Here is a 16,696-nt window from a genome sequence, read left to right on the forward strand (position 1 = left end):
CTTTTCTTTTTTTATGCTTCTTCCCAGAAGCGGCGCAGATTGTCCATGCCAATTCGCGAGCCTTCGCGGCAATCCTCCATGCCTTCGAACTCGACGGTGATGTAGCCGTCATAGCCCGACTGCTTCACCAGCTTGACGACCTCGCGAATGTTGATGTCGCCCTGGCCGACGATTGCGCCGCGCAAGTAATTGCCGTTAACCGTCTTGAACCATTTGCCCGCTCCCGGGTCCTGATAGTACGGGCGGAAGTAAAAGTCTTTGAAGTGAACGAGCGAAGCGTACGGCAAGTTTTTCTTCACGCCGACGAGCGATTCCTCGTCCACGCACATGAAGTTGCCGATATCGAGCGTCGTCTTGAAATTCGGACGATTGACCGCTTGCAGCACGCGCTGGACGCGGTCGCTCGCCTGCACGAGCCAGCCGTGGTTCTCAATCGTCGTCGTAATCCCGAACTGAGCGGCGTAATCGGCAATCTGGCGGCTTCCTTCGACCATCGCATCGAGATGCTGTTCAAAGTACGCGATCGTCGTCTGCTCGACAGGTACGGTAAAGGTGGAGACATCGTGGCGCATGTGGCGGATGCCCATGCGGTGCAGCAAATCGACGTGCGTTTTGATGCGGGCGACCTCTGCGGCAAATGCTTCCTCCGTCTCGTGAATGAAGTTGGCTGGCATCGAGTAGTTGGACAGCTCGATGCCGAGAGCTTTTGCCTTGTCCCGCACCGCGTCCGCCAGCTCGTAGTTGTCCACCAGCGTAAAGCCGTACGGCACGATTTCCATGTGCTCTCCGCCGTTGTCCGCGATCCACTGCACGACATCCAGTACATCCATTTCCCCAGCGCGAATTGCTGTCAGCAAGCTGTACGTGCTCAATCCGATTTTCATTCTTTCCACCTCATTTGAATGTTTGTAGTCGTACGCCATTTTTTTGGCAAAAAAAACTTAGCTAGGCAAGCGGCACCCTGTCGAGGACGACCGTTTGCTTCCGCTTGTTGGATTCATAAGCGGCCTTCACCACTTCAAGCGTTCGCAGTCCGTCCTCTCCCGTGATGGACGGGGCCCGCTTTTCCTGCACACTCTGCACGAAATCGGCAATCAGCCGTTCGTCCATGTCTGCGGCCCACGGCAGTTGCTGGAGCTTGCCTGCTGTGTCGTCATAGTGCAGCACATGCTGGCGGAAACCGTCTACCTCGACCGTTCCTTTCGTGCCGATGATGCGCATGGTCACATCTCCCCACGTCGGGAACGTCTTCGGCCGGGACCAGCTCGGATCAATTCCGACCACTACGCCAGACTCCAAGACCAGGCTGACCATGCCGCAGTCCTCCACCGCTAGCTCGTAAAAACGCGTATCCAGCTCCGCGTAGACGCTCTTCACCTCGTCGCCGAGCATCCAGCGCACAAGGTCCATCAGGTGGACGATATGGTCGGTCGCCGCACCGCCGCCAGACTGTTCTTTTTCCACGAACCAGCCGCCCGGCATCTGCCCGTGGTTCGTGCTGTTGATGGCGAGAATCGTGCCGAGCGCGCCTGATTGCACCAGTTCTTTTACATGTTGCATCACGGGGGCAAACCGGACCGGATACGCGACTTGCAGCATCACCTGTTCCTTTGCGCAGACCCGGATCATTTCCAGTGCATCCTGGACGTCTGTCGCAATCGGCTTTTCGCATAGCACATGCTTTCCCGCTCGGGCGCAGGCGATGACGTGCTCCTTGTGCCGCGCGTTTTCCGAGCAGACGACGACAGCCTCAAGCGGTGCCTGCAAAAACGCGGACAGGTCGCGAAAATAAGTCGCGCCGTACTTTGCCGCCATCGCTTCTCCGCGGATCGGGTCGTCGTCCCAGAGCGCTGCCAGTTCGGCCTCCGGATGACGCTGCAATTGGACGGCGTAGCTCTGGGCGTGCATATGGGCAAAGCTGAGAATCCCTACCTTCATCGGGCAACACCTCCTTCGGCAAGCTGGACAGGCTGCCCTGTCTTCGCCGACTCCCTCGCCGCCTGCACGATGTCCATGGCGCGCAGCCAATCTTCTGCATTCAGCCGGACGGCTTCCTCGCCCGCGAGATAGCGGATGAGATTGTCTCTTTGCTTCCACGGCGGGTCGATCCCTGCAAGCCGGCTGTCCCATCCGCCTGCTGCTGACGCATCTGCACGTCCGCCCGCGCCGCCCCTGCTCCAGCGAATCGGCGAGCTTTCCCGGCTGTCGTGGAGCAGCATGCCTGCGTCCCCTGTCAGCTCAAAAAACGACTGCTCCGCAGACTCTGCCCACGACAGCTCCACCTGGGCGATCGCTCCCGCGCGCATTTTCAGGATGACGAGCGCATATGAAAGCACCTGCCCTGTTGCCGCGTCGGTATGTACGACCTGGTTTGCCTGCACGCGCTCCACTTCGCCGAACGTCCAGCGCAGCCAGTCAAATTCGCGCCAGCCGAGACTTGCAAAAAGGCAGCGGTCCGCGTTTTCAGCCGACGCCACAGCTCCGCGCCGCAGTCGCAAAACGCCGGGCTTGCCGATCGCCCCGTTTCGAACGTGTTCACGCGCCAACTCGTACTCCGGGCAAAAGCGCAGCGTGTCTGGCAGTTGCAGGACGCGTCCTTTTTGCTGGCACAGGCGCGCTGCCTGCAACAGCTCGTGCTCCCCGGACCGGGGGCAGCTTCCTATGAAAATGTGCGCACCCGCCTGAGCTGCCGCCGCGAGGGCAGCGCCATCCGCCTCGCCTGCGAACTCCACCACTTCCACCTTTGTTTCTGCCAACAAATTGTGCAACTCCTGCAAGCTTTCTGCCCGCCCTACCAGCTTCGCGCCGCGCACGCGCGCCCAGATGCCGAGCTGCTCATCCACAGCGTCTTTTGCCCCGACTACTGCTACTCTCCCCATGAAGCAAGCCCTCCTTTTCTCCTGATCCGCCAAGCTAAAGCGACAGCGAAAACTGGAACGTGTTCTGCAACAAAATAGCGGCGGCGCCGACGACCTCGACGTCCTCCCCGAGCGAATTTGGCCGCAGCTCCAGCTCCTCTGTCAAAATGCCGTGGGCGTATTCGCTAACATACTCACGCACCTTTTCGATCAGCAGCTCGTTTTCAAACGCGATCTCGCCCCCCAAAATGATGACCTCCGGATTGAACAGATGAATCAGGTTCACCATCCCGGCGGCCAGGTAAGAAGCCGTCTCTTCCAAAATGCTGATCGCCAGCGCGTCTTTTTCGGTCAAGGCCAGGCGAAAAATTTTCGCGTTGATCCGGCTGATGTCGCCCTCCACAAGCTCCATGATGCTGCTCGCCTTGCCTTTGGCGAGCGCCGAGAGCAGCTTCGAGTAGATGGCGGGCCAGCTCACGTAGTTTTCCAGACAACCGATATTGCCGCAATCGCACCGCATACCCGCCCGGTCGATCGTCGTATGGCCGAACTCTCCGGCGCCGCCCTTGTAGCCGCGGTAGATCGCCCCGTCCATCAGCAGGCTCGCGCCCAGTCCGTCCCCAATCGTCACGTACAGCATGTTTTGATAGTGGCGAAATTGTCCCAGCGTCTTTTCGGCGAGCAGGTACGCATTCGTGTCGTTGTCCACCCACGTCTTCAGTTGAAACCGCTGCTCGACCATTTCTTTTACAGGCGCATCCCGCAGGCGCAGCTTCGGATTGTAGCGAATGACGCCTGTCGCGGCATCGACAATCCCTTGCGTCACAATCGAAATGCCTACGCAGTTGTCGAGGCTTCCGACCTGCGCCAAAAATCGTTCGATCGTGTCCAGCAAAAAGCGGAGGACACTCTCGCCTTGCTGTAGCTTCAACGGATGCGTTTCCTTTTTTCTGACGCGCGCCTCCAGATTCATCTGGGCGATGGTCAGTTTGGAGCCGGAAAGCGAAATGCCGATCAAAAAACGGCTGTCCGGCGAAAACTGCACGAGAATCGGCTTTCTTCCCCCGTTCGACTCGCCGACTCCCACCTCGCACACGAGCGCGTCGCGGATCAGCTCGCCGACTGCCGAAGTGACGGTTGTCGGACTCAGCTTGTTCCGCTTGGCGATTTCACTTCGGGAAATGGGGCCGTATTGACGGATCGTGTCCAATATGATGGATCGGTTCAGTTCCTGGATCAGCTTCAAATCGCCCGTCCTGCGTTTGACACCATCCCTTTTATTCATGGATACCTCTCCTGCCGCGCATGCCGTTCACAGATGGCACGCGACCAGATGATCGTCGTCTGCCGCCTTTCGCAAATCTGGCGGTGTCGTCTTGCATATGTCCATCGCATACGGACAGCGCGTATGAAACAGGCAGCCTGCCGGCGGGTTTACCGGGCTCGGGACATCCCCCTGCAAAATGATGCGCTCCCGCTTCGCGCGCGGATCGGGAATCGGGACGGAGGACAGCAGCGCTTTTGTGTACGGATGCTGCGGGTTGGCAAAAATCGTCTCCTTCGCCCCGGACTCCACGAGGCTGCCCAAATACATCACGCCGATTTTGTCGCTGATGTGCTCGACCACGCTCAAGTCGTGCGAAATGAACAAATACGTCAAATGAAACTCCTCCTGCAAATCTTTCAGCAGATTGAGGATTTGCGACTGGATGGACACGTCGAGCGCCGAGACCGGCTCGTCGGCGACGATCAGCTTCGGCTTTAAAATCAGGGCGCGGGCGATCCCGATGCGCTGCCGCTGCCCCCCGCTGAACTCGTGGGCGAACTTTTCCGCGTGGTAGCTGTTCAGGCCGACGACCTCCAGCATCTCGGCGACGGTTCGCTCCCGCTCCTTGGGGGACAGCTTCGTATGGATCACCAGCGGCTCTGCGACTACATCGCGAATTTTCATCCGCGGATTGAGCGAAGCGTACGGGTCCTGGAACACCATCTGCACCTGCTTGCGCACCTCGCGCAGCTTCGTCTCGTTCATTCTCGAAATTTCTTCGCCCGCGATCCAGATTTTGCCCTCATCCGGGGTCAAAAGCCGCGTGACCAGCCGTCCGGTCGTTGATTTGCCGCAGCCGCTCTCCCCGACGAGGCTGAACGTCTCGCCTTCGTGGATGACAAAGGAGACGCGGTTGACGGCCTTCACGCTTTTTTTGCTGGAAAAAAGGCCGCTGTCGATCGGAAACGTCTTTTTGATCCCGTCTACCTGCACCAGTGGTTTACGCATTGGCCCCCCTCCCTTCCGCGTCGTACAGCCAGCAGCGGCAAAAACGGTTCTCGCCCACGCTCGCAATCGCCGGCTCCTGCTCCCAGCAGAGCGGCATCGCGTCCTTGCAGCGCGGAGCGAATTTGCAGCCTTTTGGCATGTTGTTCGGCGTCGGCACATTGCCGGGGACAGAATCCAGCCTGTCGCGCTTCTGGCCGATTTTCGGGACGGAGCCAATCAGCCCTTTTGTGTACGGGTGCTGCGGATCGTCAAACAGGTCGTAGACGGACGCCTCTTCCACGACCCGCCCGGCGTACATGACGACGACGCGGTTGCACATCTCCGCGACGACGCCCAGATCGTGCGTAATGAGCAGCATGGACATCTGCTCGTCCGCCTGCAACTGTTTCATGACGTCGAGAATTTGCGCCTGGATCGTCACGTCGAGCGCCGTCGTCGGCTCGTCGGCAATCAGCAGGCTGGGATGGCAGGACATCGCCATGGCGATCATGATTCTTTGCCGCATCCCGCCTGAAAGCTGGTGCGGGTACTCGCCCAAAATTTCTTTCGGCCGGGGAATCCCTACCTTTGTCAGCATGTTGACCGCGTGCTCGCGCGCTTGCTTGTCCGAATAGCCAAGGTGCAGGCGAATCGCCTCCATCAACTGCTCGCCAATTTTCATCACCGGATTGAGCGAGGTCATCGGCTCCTGAAAAATCATCGAAATTTCTTTGCCGCGAATCCGGCGCATGTCGTTCTCCGAGATGGACAGCAGATTCGTTCCGTTGTAGCGAATTTCTCCCTGCGTGATCTCGCCCGTCGTATCCTTGAACAGCCGCATGATCGAAAGCGAGGTGACGCTCTTGCCGCAGCCCGATTCCCCGACCAGGCCCAGCACTTCGCCCTTTTTTATATGAAAGCTGACGTTGTCGAGGACGACCGTCTTGCGTTCATCTCTCGTAAACTGTGTTTGCAGATGCTTAACCTCGATGATGTTTTCACTCATCTGCCCCAACTCCCTCGTTTAGTTCTTCGTTTTCGGGTCCAGAATGTCGCGCAGGCCATCCCCTACCAGATTGAACGCCAGCACCGACAGGAAAATCGCCAGGCCGGGAATCATCACGACGTGCGGGGAAGTGGCGAGATAATCGCGCCCCATGCTGAGCATGGCTCCCCAGTCGGGACTCTCCGGCTTTGCGCCCAGACCGAGAAAGCTGAGACTCGAAGCCGCCAAGATAGAAGTGCCGATCCTGAGCGAAAAGAAGACGATCATGCTGGAGACGGTTTCCGGAAAAATGTGGCGAAAGATGATCCGGCTGCTTTTTGCCCCCATCGAGCGCGCCGCTTCCACGAAGACAGCTTCCTTGGCCGCCAGCGTATTGCCGCGAATCAGGCGGGCAAACGACGGAATGCTAAACACCGCCACGGCCACCACCACGTTCGTCAAGCCGGGGCCGAGAATCGCCACAATGGCGATCGCGAGCAGCAGGTCGGGAAAAGCGAACATCACGTCGCTGCCGCGCATGATAAGCCGATCAATCCAGCCGCCGTAGTAGCCGCTGCACAGCCCCAAAATCGTTCCGAGCACAGCCCCCACAAATACCGAGGTAAAGCTGACGCCGAGCGAGAGACGCGCCCCGACGATTATCCGGCTCAAAATATCCCGTCCATACTCATCCGTTCCCGCCCAGTGCGCCATCGACGGCGTCTGCAGCGTGGCGTCGTAGTTTGGCTCGTACGGATCATACGGGGCAATCGCCGGGCCGAAAATCGCCACGAGCAGCAAAAACAGGATGAAAAATCCGGCCCAGAACGCCGTCTTTTGCTTCTTCCACTTTTTCCAGAACTCCCGCGCCCTGGAGCTTTTCTGTTCCACGGCAACGCCCGTTGTCTGGCCGATTTCCTTTACTACCTCCATTTACCTCGCCCCCCTTCGCCTAGCTTTCATAACGGATTTTCGGATTGAGCGCCTTGTACAAAATGTCCACCAGCAAGTTCACGAGAATGAACTCCAGCGAAAACAGCAGGATGACCGCTTGCACGACCGGATAGTCGCGGAAGGCAATCGAGTCGACCAAAAGCCGCCCCATGCCCGGAATGCTGAACACCGTCTCCACGACCACCGAGCCGCCCAACAGGAAGCCGAATTGCAACCCGGCGATCGTCACGACGGGAATCATCGAGTTTTTCAGCGCGTGCTTGCGAACGACGACGGACTCCTTCAAGCCTTTGGCGCGGCCTGTGCGGATAAAGTCCTCCTTCAGCGTCTCCAGAAGCGAGGAGCGGGTAAAGCGGGCCAGCATCGACATGATCCCCGCGCCCAGCGTCAGCGAAGGCAGCACGTAGCTTTTCCAGCCGTCGACTCCGCCCGTCGGGAACCAGCCCAGCGTGACGGAAAAAATTTGTATGAGAATGAGCCCCAGCCAAAAGCCCGGCAAGGAAATGCCGGAAATCGCCGTCAGCATCCCCACGTAGTCCGGCCATTTGTTGCGGAAGACAGCGGAGACCGTGCCGATGAGCAGCCCCAGGACGAGCGCCCAGCCCAGGCTCATAAATGTCAAATTCATCGTAATCGTAAAGCGGTTGGCGAACATGTCGCTGATCGGAAGCCCTGTTTTCAAGGAATGGCCGAGATTGCCCGTGAGCAGGTTTTGCATATAGGTGACGTACTGCGACAGCAGCGGTTTGTCCAGTCCAAGCTCCTGGCGCACGCGGGTAATCTCTTCGAGCGTGGCGTCTTTTCCCGCCGCCAAGCGGACAGGGTCCCCCGGGACGAGGTGGATAAAGAAGAAAATGAGCAGGGACACGACGAAAATGATCGGGATGATCTCGATGAGCCTTTTGACGATATAACGGAACATTTAGCGGTTCCCCCTAACGGATGGGAAAGCACAGCGGATGGCAACGCCATGCTTTCCTTCTCCCAAAGACTTTTCTTGATTGTTGCGACCAAAACGTAATAGGAAAGCAGCGTTGGGCTGCGAGCAGCGACCCAACGCTGCCAGAAAAACCGTTATTGGAATGCCGCTTCCCTCACATAGATGCCGCCGCTCGGCGTGATGTAGACGCCGTTTACGTTGGCGCGCTTGCCGTACAAAATCTCGTCGACCGCCAGGAAAATCCACGGCGCATCCTTGAAGACGTGTTCCTGAACCGTTCCGTACAGCGCTTTTTGCTTGGCTTCATCGGAAGACTGCGTCGCTTCCTTGATGCTTTGGTCCACGATGTCGTTTTTGTAAAAAGCGGTGTTGGCGCCCGCTGGCGGGAAGTTCTCGCTGCTGAACAACGAGCGCATCGCATTGTCCGGGTCCGCCGAAGACCAGCTAACGTACCACATGTTCATCTTCGCTTCCTCTGGCGATTTGATGCCGTAGATTTCGTCCGACAGCGTCGCTTCCTCCATCGACTTCACTTCTACAGTCACGCCGATTTTTTGCAGTTGTTGCTGGATGAACTGCATGCCTTTCATCGTGTCGGAGTTCGTGTTGCCCCAGATTTCTGTTGTAAAGCCGTTTTCGTAGCCCGCTTCCTTGAGCAGTTGCTTCGCCTTTTCAATATTGTACTCATAGACGCCCTGCTTGGCGTAGTGCGCGATCGTCGGGGACATGACCGATTCCAGTTGCGTGCCGTAGCCTGCCTTCACCACTTTGATAAACGCATCCTTGTCGACCGCGTAGTTGATCGCCTGGCGCACGCGCAGATCGTCAAACGGCTTTTTCAGCATGTTGATCGAGACGTAGCGGGTGATCGTGGACGGCGTGCGCTCCACCTTGACGCCTTCTGCTCCGCCAAGCGTCTCGGCCTGCTGCTCTGGCAGCGGATAGATGACATCGGCCTCGCCAGTTTTGAGCATCGCTACGCGCGAGCCGTTTTCCGGCACGGGCTTGTAAACGATTTTCCCGACCTTGGCCGCGCCTTTGTTCCAGTGATCGGGGTTCAGCTCGACGGTCAGATGGTCGCCTTGTACCCATTCCACGAATTTGTAAGGGCCAGTGCCGACAGGGTTTTTGGAAATTTCCTTGCCGTACTTTTCCAATGCCGCCGGGCTGATGATGCCTGTCGTGAACTTGTTAATCATCGCGGAAAACGGCTGGGTCAGCGTCACTTTGACGGTGTACTCGTCGACAACCTCTGTGCTCTTGATGTATTTGTAGTTGCGGTACGCCCGCAGATTGTTGTCCTGGTTGCTCATCCGGTCGAAGTTGATTTTGACCGCTTCGGCATTGAACGGCGTGCCGTCGTGGAACTTGACGTTTTGCCGCAGCTTGAACGTGTACTCGGTCGCGTCCTCATTGACCGAATATTCGGTCGCCAGCCCCGGCATGAGCTTCAAGTCTTTGTCGTAAATCAGCAGCCCTTCGTACATCGAGGTTTGCACGCCAGAGGACAGGGCATCCCCGGTATTTTGCGGGTCCATCGTGATGAAGTTTTCGTTTACGGCGATCACCATCTGGTCTTTCTGCGGTGCGCCCGTTTCCGTGTTCGCGCCCGTGTTGGTCGACGCTGCCGGAGTCCCGCCTCCGCTGGAACATCCAAAAAGTAATGCCACTGAAAAAAGTAAGACAGATGCTGCTCGCAAGTACGATGCTTTTTTCATTCCCCTTTTCCCCCTTACAAGGTTCTGTTTATGGATGCAATCTTGTTTATGGATGCAATCTGGATGTCCGCTGCTGGGCACGGCCGCCATTTTTCTCAGGAAGAGAAGACGACCTCGCGTCCGGTCTGCGCCGATTCGTAAATGCCGCAGAGAATTTTCATCATCTCTACGCCGTGTTCCACTGGGCTGAGTGTCTCTTTTTCGCCCAAAATGTATGAGATGAAGTGGTCGATTTCATTTTGAAAGCCTTGCTTGAAGTCAAACGACAGCTTGTCGATCTGCGGCGTGACGTTGAGGATCGTGTCGTGCTTTTCCGTGATGATGGAAAGCTCCGGCTCCACCTCTGCGCCGCCTTTGTCCCCGTACAGCTTCACGGCCAGCTCCTCTTTTTTGGCGTGCAGCGTGTAGCTGACATCCACGAACAGGGAAGCGCCGTTTTCGAAGCGGATCAGCGCGTTTGCCATATCCTCGACCGTATTTTTGCTCGGATCGTAGTCAGCCGCTTTGTAAAAAGACAAGTTTTTGACGTGGGCGCGGTTGCCGAGCTTGTTGTATGTATTGCCGCTTACGGTCGCAACCTTCGGGCAGCCCATCAAATACCAGCACAGGTCGATCACATGTACGCCGAGGTCGATCAGCGGCCCGCCGCCGGAGCGCTCCTTGTCCGCAAACCAGCCGCCCGGATTGCCCAACCGGCGCAGGCAGGATGCTTTGGCGTAATAAATCTCTCCCAGCTCGCCCGCGTCGATAAACTGCTTGAGCAACTGCGCATTGGTGTCGTACCTTCTGACGAAGCCGACCTGGAGCCGCTTGCCGCTCTGCTTCACTGCTTCCTCAATCAGCAGGGCGCTCTCTACCGAGGTGCTGAGCGGCTTTTCCAGCAGCACGTGCTTGCCTGCGCGCAGAGCGGATACGGCAATGTCGGCGTGCGTGTTGTTCCATGTGCAGATGCTCACCGCGTCAATCTGCGGGTCAGCCAACGCTTCCTCCAGATTGCTGTAGTGCGCCGCCGCCTCGTACTTTTCTGCTTTTTCCTTCGCCCGTGCTTCGTTGAAGTCGACGACGGCCTGCAACTGTGCGCGGTCATTTTGCTGATACGATTGCAGGTGCATGTCCGAAATCGAGCCTGCCCCGATCACCGCAACCTTTACCTTTTCCATGCGGATGTTTCCCCCCTGTGTCGTTTAACTGGTTAATTTATTTTTTCAGTGGAGTTATTAATTGAATGATACAAAATAATCTTAATCTTTGCAATATAGTTTCCGCGAGAAAATGGGAAGATTTGCTTCCTGCCCGTCCCACGAAAAAAACGACCCTGCCGCCCCGACCGCGCCCGCCTCTACGCCGACCTGTTGCAGCGCGAATTTCACCTGGTTCGCCATGGACGGGATGCACCGTTCCCTGACGCTTTTTTCTGCTTCCGCAAGCAGGATGGACGAAGCGTTCATGACGCCTCCGCCGAAGACGATTACTTCCGGGTTGAACAGATGAATCAGGCTGGTCGTGCCCACGCCCAAATAAAAGCCCGCCCGCTCTACGATCTCGATGCAGGCGCGATCTCCGGCAAGCGCCGCTTCTCCGATCGCTTTTGCCGTCAACGCCTCGCCCGTCGTCAAGGCACCGCCTGCACCTGCCAAAACAAGCTCGCCCGCCTCGACCTGCTTGCGCGCCAGCTTTTCAATCGCCGTCCCGGAAGCGTACAGCTCCAGGCAGCCACGGTTGCCGCAGCCGCACAACGGGCCGTTCCAGTCGATGGAAATGTGGCCGAACTCGCCAGCCCCGCCTTCCGCCCCCTGCACCAGTTGGCGGCCGCTGATGATCCCCGCCCCGACTCCCGTGCTGACCGTCACGTAGATCATGTTCTGCGTCCCCTTGCCCGCGCCCCACATCCACTCCGCCACCGCAGCGGCATTCGCGTCATTCATCAGCCGGACAGGCAGCCCGAACCTGTCTGCAATCAGCCTGCCAATCGGAACATTCCGCCAGCCGAGATTGCCCGCAAAAATCACTTCGGCAGCCGCGCTGTCGATGACTCCGGCCGAGGCGATGCCGACTCCGCGCACGCTTCGCCGCTCCACCTGCGCCGCAGCCAAAACGCCTTCGATCGCCGCCAACACTCTGTCGATCACCGCCTCCGCTCCTTCCTGCGAAGCCGTAGGCAGCAGCGTCTGTCCGAGCATTTTTCCACTGCTGTGCACCAGTCCTGCCAATATTTTCGTCCCACCCAAGTCCAATCCAATCGCATACTCGTCCCGTGCCATGTGCGTCCACTCCTTCCGTTGCTCTGATTCCTGCAAAATGATTGCTACAGCTTACATTATTTTCTCCAATGGCTTTACAAAGTTGCTTAGCTTTAGTTTTAGCACAGGTCGGAAAGAAAATAAAGCATTCGTACTTTTCTGACTAAAAAAGAAAAGCCCGGCCCCCCGCACGCATCCCGCTACGTCAACAGGCCACTCCACCAACATGCCGCATTAGAAAACTTGGCTGCGCCAAGCCATTTGCCCAGCCTTAGTTGCACGAAAAAACCCTTCCTGCCTGCTACAGAAAGGGCCTCTCCTGCTATGCTCCCGTTTTCGCTACTTGACTACTTGACTACTTGGCTACTTGAACCAGCCTTTTTCCTTGAAATGCATGATCGCCTCGATCCGGTTGCTCACGCCGAGCTTGTCGAGAATGACGGAAATGTAGTTGCGCACGGTCCCCGTCGTAATGAAAAGCTGGCTAGCGATCTCCTTCGTGTTTTTGCCGTCCGCGATCAGCAGCAGCACTTCCTTTTCCCGCTCGGTCAACGGATTCTCCTGTCCGTACGCCTCATCCACCAGCTCCGGGGCGTAAATCCGCTTGCCCGCCATGATGCTGCGAATCGAGCTGGCCAGCTCCTCGCTCGGGCTGTCCTTGAGCAGATAGCCGTTGGCCCCGGCCTTCAGCGCGCGCTCGAAGTAGCCGGGACGGGCAAAGGTCGTCAGGATCATCACCTTGCAACCGCTGCCTTTCAGCTCCTCTGCGGCATCCAGACCGCTTTTTACAGGCATCTCGATATCCATGATACAGATGTCAGGCTTGTGCAAATGCACCAGCTTGACGGCATCCTCGCCATTGCTCGCTCTCCCGACGACCTGCATATCTTCTTCCAGATCGAGCAGCGAAGCCAGGGCGCCAAGCAGCATGCGCTGATCCTCTGCAATGACGATGCGAATCATGATCCCGCCTCCTTTTCCGGTTGTTGGAAGGCGTTTGGCACCCGAAAGACTACCTGGGTGCCAGACTCCGACGACTGAATGTCCATGCTGCCGTTGACAAATTCCAGCCGCTCCCGCATCCCGCGCAGCCCGTTCCCCCGGCAAACAGATTCCTCTGCCATCCCGCTGCCGTTGTCGATGACGCGCACGATCAGATCCGTCCGGGCTGGCTCGATGACGATGGAGCATGCCGTGGCGTTGCTGTGCTTGACGACGTTTGTGACGGCTTCCTTGAGGCACATGCTGAGCACGTTTTCCGCCATCAGGGAGGTGTGCTTCAAATCCGGATCGCCTTCCACGGATAACTCGATTTCCGCCGCCTTGAAAATTTGCTTGATGCGGAACATTTCCTCCGCAAGCCGCGTCCCCCGCATCTGCGTGACCATTTCCCGCACTTCCTTCAACGCAATTCGCGCCGTCTGCCTGATTTCCTCCAGCTCCGTTTGCGCGCGCACAGGGTTTTTATAGATCAACTTGCTCGCCAGGTCGCTTTTCAGGCCGATCAAGGACAGCTTTTGCCCCAGCGTATCGTGCAGGTCGCGGGCGATGCGCTGCCGCTCCTCCAGTTTGACCAGCTCAGATATCCGCTTGTTCGCGTGGTTCAGCTCTCCCTGCAGCTTTTCCCGCTTGTTCCAGTTGTACGTCGTCACCGGCAGCAGAATGACGGCGATCAGGCTGACGAGCACAAACGGCAACTGGTTGAAAAGCTGCGCGTTTTTCGAGAGAAAGCCCATGTTGATCGTCACGACGGTGCTAATCAAATGAATCGTGTACAGCGTGATAAAGCCGATCTTGTTCTGGATATTGCCGATGAAAAACGCCAGAAACAGCGAGAAGTACACATAGCCGAACATGACGGTCATCGCAATCGAAATCACGATCTGCAAGCTGGTCCAGAAGTAAATCAGCCAGCCCTTGGAGAGAAACGCCAGGACGTAGCAGACGAAAAACAGGATAATCATCGCGATTCCGCTCACGACCTCGTACGTGGACGACGAGCGAAAGATGAAGTAGAACGGCAGGATGTAGAAAACAACCCACACATAAGGACTAAGGCCCGTGTTTTTATGGAGAATGTGATACCACTTTTGCATGGATGCCCACCTTTTTTTCTTCGCCGCTACTTATCAGTGTATCGGAATGCAGGGGATTCGGGCAGGCTTATTTTCTTTCCAAACTGGCTTTTTTGCTGTGCAGCGCGTCGATAATCGCCTCAGCCGATGCCGACATTAGCTTGACTTGCTGCTGTTTGCGTTCCTTGATTTCCTTGAAGCTCACAAAACGCTTGCTCTCTTCATCCCACAGGCGGAAGCGCAACGATTTCACGCTTGTAGACAGCGTAATCGTCGTCGCCATTTGCAGCGGCGGCGTCTCGTTGTGCGCTTTTTCCAAATTGTAGTTTGGCACCTTCGGGCTCAGATGATGCACGTGGTGGAAGCCGATATTTCCCGTGATCCACTGCAACACTTTCGGGAGCTTGTAGTAGGAGCTGCCCTCTACTGCGGCCTTCACGTAGCTCCACTCTTCCTCGTTTTCAAAATACGAATCCTCGAACTGATGCTGCACGTAAAACAGCCAAATCCCAAGCAACCCGGAGACAAAAAAGACGGGAAGCTGCACGAGCAAAAATGCTTGCCAACCGATCGCCCAGATCAGAAGCGCATACAGGCCAACCAGCAACACATTGGTCAAATACGTGTTCAATCGCTCTTTGCGGCGGGCTCCTTTGCGATTGAAGCGGTATTGCAGCGCAAATACAAAAATCGGACCGATCCCGAACATGACAAATGGATTGCGGTAGATGCGATAGGCGATTTTACGCCAAAGCGGAGCGGCGAGATATTCCTCCACCGTCAAAATCCAGATGTCGCCGACACCGCGCTTGTCGAGGTTGCTGCTCGTCGCGTGGTGAATGGAGTGGCTTTGCTTCCACTGTTCGTACGGGACGCATGTCAGCACGCCCGTGATCGTGCCGAGAATGTCATTGGCCCGACGGCTTTTGAAAAAAGACTGATGGCAGCAGTCGTGAAAAATGATGAACGTGCGGATGACAAAGCCGGCTGTCAAAATCGCCAGCGGCAACGTCAACCAGTACGATACGGACAGGCTGAGATAGGCGCCATACCAGAGCAAAAGCAGGGGAAGAATCGTGTTGACCATCTGGCGAATGCTCGACTTGGTGTCTGTTTTTTCAAAGGGGGCCACATTCTTTTTGAGCTGGGCGATGTTCGATTGATGCATCAATTGGTACCTCCTCGATTGAACTGCGCGGATGACTCAGGTAGCATCAGACGCATTTTTCTATCTATATTGTAAGAAATACGCGCTGGCCCCTGTAGTCATAAACGTCAAGTCGAGGGTATGACAAATGTCATGGTTGAAAAAAGAACTGGAAAATTTAGGGTGTTCGAACGATCACGAAAAATACTCCAACAAATAAACCGTCTGCTCCTGCGGCTTCCACAGAGCAAACACCGTCCCGCCGCCGATCGCGGACATGAAGCGGAAGCGCTCCGTCGCTGCGCAAACCATGCTCTTGTCGATTCCGTAATCGAATTTGACGTTCCATTGCAGGTTCATGAAAAACTCTTCGCTCATCTCCTGCGCCGTCTCCCGAGCGATCAGCACTGGCGAATCGTCATGGCCCCAGCCTTCCGTCAGCTCGGTAATATGTCGAAATTCGCCAGTCCGCTCGTAATGATATTTCGTAAATTCGTAACTGTAAAACGCCTCGGCATAGTAGTCCACGTCAAAATCGGCCACTTCGGCCAATTCGTCGATCATCCGCTCCTTGTACGCCGCAACCGTTACTTTTTCCTTCCAGTACGTTTCCTTGTTTTGCGCAAAATCGGCCTGCAGCAAGGCGTAGACTTCCTCCACGTTGCCTTCGCCAAACGCCGCCAGGTCGCCAAGAAACTCGTACTTGCCTGCTACGTAGCGAAAGCCGAAAAAATTGTTTTCCGCATTGCGGTACTCTCTCTCACAGTAAAGGCCATCCGTGCCGAGCAAATGAAACGTGTACTCTCTGCCGTCCTGCCTACAGGCAAAGCTGAGCAGCGGCCTGAAGTAACAAGCAAGCCTCTCGTCTGTAAAAACATCGCTTGCCTTCGGATACAGGATTACTCCGTTTTCGTGCCATTTTTTCGCCATGTTTCTCTCCTCCTCTATCTCTACAGCCACGGACCGAAAAAGTCTTGTACCGCCTGCCTGGAATAGCCGTCCTCGCCGCCCCACTTGTGTCGCTCGAAATTCAGCACATTCAAATCCTCTTCCACATACGATTCCCGGGAGGCGATATGGAAGCTGTCGCACACGTAGCAATCCCCGTGCATCGCGTAGGCGACGCCGTTTTCCGCTGCGGTATATCTGCCTGCGTTGCTTGCAAACGGATGCAGCGTAAACTGCCGCGTCAACGCCCAACTGGAGAGCGCGCTGCGCAAGTGCAGCTTGCGGGTGGATAAGCTGTGCAAAAAGGCGGCCGCTACCTTTTCCTTCGGCACCTTTTCATGCCATTCCACGACCTGGCGCACACACTCGTCATGATGAATCGTTAGCGGATCGAACATCAGCCCTTTGCTTTTCGCATAGGCAAAATCTTCACCCGAATAGTCGTAGGGGTGACTTTTCCAGCCTTGGCTGCTCCAAAATGCCTGGCTTTTTTATCCACAAAGGATTCCCCTTCCTTGTCCATGCCGAGCATCCTACACAGGTATATTTTTCCTTCCATATTTTAGCGCATAATCGC

Annotated in this window: 17 protein-coding genes; all 17 read right to left on the reverse strand. The window is 56.5% G+C overall.

Annotated elements, in window-relative coordinates; translation table 11 throughout:
• Positions 1-11: 11 nt before the first annotated feature.
• The 17 genes from AC27IT_RS20965 to AC27IT_RS21045 all read right to left on the reverse strand — a co-directional run bounded on the left by AC27IT_RS20965 (position 12) and on the right by AC27IT_RS21045 (position 16,642).
• A complete protein-coding gene (locus AC27IT_RS20965; protein WP_005830802.1) occupies positions 12-884 on the reverse strand; it encodes a sugar phosphate isomerase/epimerase family protein in 873 nt (290 codons plus the stop codon).
• A gap of 61 nt (positions 885-945) precedes the next feature.
• Entirely contained in the window at positions 946-1,938 is a 993-nt protein-coding gene (locus AC27IT_RS20970) for a Gfo/Idh/MocA family protein (protein ID WP_221843488.1), read from the reverse strand.
• Positions 1,935-2,879 (reverse strand): Gfo/Idh/MocA family protein, encoded by a 945-nt coding sequence (locus tag AC27IT_RS20975; RefSeq protein ID WP_005830806.1) that lies wholly within the window; start codon positions 2,877-2,879, stop codon positions 1,935-1,937. Before AC27IT_RS20975 ends, AC27IT_RS20970 begins: the two co-directional genes overlap by 4 nt.
• Positions 2,880-2,913: 34 nt before the next feature.
• Entirely contained in the window at positions 2,914-4,143 is a 1,230-nt protein-coding gene (locus AC27IT_RS20980; RefSeq protein ID WP_005830808.1) for an ROK family transcriptional regulator, read from the reverse strand.
• A 27-nt stretch (positions 4,144-4,170) separates the two neighbouring features.
• Positions 4,171-5,133, reverse strand: coding sequence for an ABC transporter ATP-binding protein (locus AC27IT_RS20985; RefSeq protein WP_025845143.1), 963 nt, complete (start codon positions 5,131-5,133; stop codon positions 4,171-4,173).
• Positions 5,126-6,118, reverse strand: coding sequence for an ABC transporter ATP-binding protein (locus tag AC27IT_RS20990; protein ID WP_005830814.1), 993 nt, complete (start codon positions 6,116-6,118; stop codon positions 5,126-5,128). The genes AC27IT_RS20985 and AC27IT_RS20990 overlap by 8 nt, the downstream gene beginning before the upstream one ends.
• A gap of 18 nt (positions 6,119-6,136) precedes the next feature.
• On the reverse strand, positions 6,137-7,030 hold the full coding sequence (locus tag AC27IT_RS20995; protein WP_007780063.1) for an ABC transporter permease subunit: 894 nt from the start codon (positions 7,028-7,030) through the stop codon (positions 6,137-6,139).
• 19 nt (positions 7,031-7,049) lie between these two features.
• Positions 7,050-7,973 (reverse strand): nickel ABC transporter permease, encoded by a 924-nt coding sequence (gene nikB, locus AC27IT_RS21000; RefSeq protein ID WP_005830817.1) that lies wholly within the window; start codon positions 7,971-7,973, stop codon positions 7,050-7,052.
• A 152-nt stretch (positions 7,974-8,125) separates the two neighbouring features.
• Complete coding sequence (locus AC27IT_RS21005; RefSeq protein ID WP_007780070.1) at positions 8,126-9,709, reverse strand: glutathione ABC transporter substrate-binding protein; 1,584 nt, start codon at positions 9,707-9,709, stop codon at positions 8,126-8,128.
• Between the two features lie 95 nt (positions 9,710-9,804).
• On the reverse strand, positions 9,805-10,869 hold the full coding sequence (locus tag AC27IT_RS21010; RefSeq protein WP_005830821.1) for a Gfo/Idh/MocA family protein: 1,065 nt from the start codon (positions 10,867-10,869) through the stop codon (positions 9,805-9,807).
• A gap of 81 nt (positions 10,870-10,950) precedes the next feature.
• Positions 10,951-11,970, reverse strand: coding sequence for an ROK family protein (locus AC27IT_RS21015; protein ID WP_238503851.1), 1,020 nt, complete (start codon positions 11,968-11,970; stop codon positions 10,951-10,953).
• A 342-nt stretch (positions 11,971-12,312) separates the two neighbouring features.
• Positions 12,313-12,912: a response regulator transcription factor gene (locus AC27IT_RS21020; protein ID WP_005830825.1), complete on the reverse strand. Its 600-nt coding sequence runs from the start codon at positions 12,910-12,912 to the stop codon at positions 12,313-12,315.
• On the reverse strand, positions 12,909-14,045 hold the full coding sequence (locus AC27IT_RS21025) for a sensor histidine kinase (RefSeq protein ID WP_005830826.1): 1,137 nt from the start codon (positions 14,043-14,045) through the stop codon (positions 12,909-12,911). Before AC27IT_RS21025 ends, AC27IT_RS21020 begins: the two co-directional genes overlap by 4 nt.
• A gap of 67 nt (positions 14,046-14,112) precedes the next feature.
• Positions 14,113-15,192 carry a Delta(5) desaturase DesA gene (gene desA / locus AC27IT_RS21030; RefSeq protein WP_005830828.1) on the reverse strand — a complete coding sequence of 360 codons (1,080 nt, stop codon included), beginning with the start codon at positions 15,190-15,192 and terminating at the stop codon, positions 14,113-14,115.
• A gap of 174 nt (positions 15,193-15,366) precedes the next feature.
• Positions 15,367-16,101 carry a hypothetical protein gene (locus AC27IT_RS21035; RefSeq protein ID WP_025845153.1) on the reverse strand — a complete coding sequence of 245 codons (735 nt, stop codon included), beginning with the start codon at positions 16,099-16,101 and terminating at the stop codon, positions 15,367-15,369.
• 20 nt (positions 16,102-16,121) lie between these two features.
• The gene (locus AC27IT_RS21040) at positions 16,122-16,517 is read right to left on the reverse strand and encodes a hypothetical protein (protein WP_283858692.1); all 396 of its coding nucleotides are present in this window, start codon (positions 16,515-16,517) and stop codon (positions 16,122-16,124) included.
• Entirely contained in the window at positions 16,517-16,642 is a 126-nt protein-coding gene (locus AC27IT_RS21045) for a hypothetical protein (RefSeq protein ID WP_255320436.1), read from the reverse strand. The genes AC27IT_RS21040 and AC27IT_RS21045 overlap by 1 nt, the downstream gene beginning before the upstream one ends.
• Positions 16,643-16,696: the final 54 nt, after the last annotated feature.

This window comes from Brevibacillus sp. YAE8 (genome assembly GCF_057543335.1).

Coding starts and splice junctions, on each gene's coding strand:
- AC27IT_RS21025 (WP_005830826.1), bottom strand. CDS start 14,045: ATGCAAAAGTGGTATCACATTCTCCATAAAAACACGGGCCTTAGTCCT.
- AC27IT_RS20965 (WP_005830802.1), bottom strand. CDS start 884: ATGAAAATCGGATTGAGCACGTACAGCTTGCTGACAGCAATTCGCGCT.
- AC27IT_RS20995 (WP_007780063.1), bottom strand. CDS start 7,030: ATGGAGGTAGTAAAGGAAATCGGCCAGACAACGGGCGTTGCCGTGGAA.
- AC27IT_RS21045 (WP_255320436.1), bottom strand. CDS start 16,642: ATGGACAAGGAAGGGGAATCCTTTGTGGATAAAAAAGCCAGGCATTTT.
- AC27IT_RS21035 (WP_025845153.1), bottom strand. CDS start 16,101: ATGGCGAAAAAATGGCACGAAAACGGAGTAATCCTGTATCCGAAGGCA.
- AC27IT_RS21020 (WP_005830825.1), bottom strand. CDS start 12,912: ATGATTCGCATCGTCATTGCAGAGGATCAGCGCATGCTGCTTGGCGCC.
- nikB (WP_005830817.1), bottom strand. CDS start 7,973: ATGTTCCGTTATATCGTCAAAAGGCTCATCGAGATCATCCCGATCATT.
- AC27IT_RS21010 (WP_005830821.1), bottom strand. CDS start 10,869: ATGGAAAAGGTAAAGGTTGCGGTGATCGGGGCAGGCTCGATTTCGGAC.
- desA (WP_005830828.1), bottom strand. CDS start 15,192: ATGCATCAATCGAACATCGCCCAGCTCAAAAAGAATGTGGCCCCCTTT.
- AC27IT_RS21015 (WP_238503851.1), bottom strand. CDS start 11,970: ATGGCACGGGACGAGTATGCGATTGGATTGGACTTGGGTGGGACGAAA.
- AC27IT_RS20970 (WP_221843488.1), bottom strand. CDS start 1,938: ATGAAGGTAGGGATTCTCAGCTTTGCCCATATGCACGCCCAGAGCTAC.
- AC27IT_RS21005 (WP_007780070.1), bottom strand. CDS start 9,709: ATGAAAAAAGCATCGTACTTGCGAGCAGCATCTGTCTTACTTTTTTCA.
- AC27IT_RS20990 (WP_005830814.1), bottom strand. CDS start 6,118: ATGAGTGAAAACATCATCGAGGTTAAGCATCTGCAAACACAGTTTACG.
- AC27IT_RS21040 (WP_283858692.1), bottom strand. CDS start 16,517: ATGTTCGATCCGCTAACGATTCATCATGACGAGTGTGTGCGCCAGGTC.
- AC27IT_RS20985 (WP_025845143.1), bottom strand. CDS start 5,133: ATGCGTAAACCACTGGTGCAGGTAGACGGGATCAAAAAGACGTTTCCG.
- AC27IT_RS20975 (WP_005830806.1), bottom strand. CDS start 2,879: ATGGGGAGAGTAGCAGTAGTCGGGGCAAAAGACGCTGTGGATGAGCAG.
- AC27IT_RS20980 (WP_005830808.1), bottom strand. CDS start 4,143: ATGAATAAAAGGGATGGTGTCAAACGCAGGACGGGCGATTTGAAGCTG.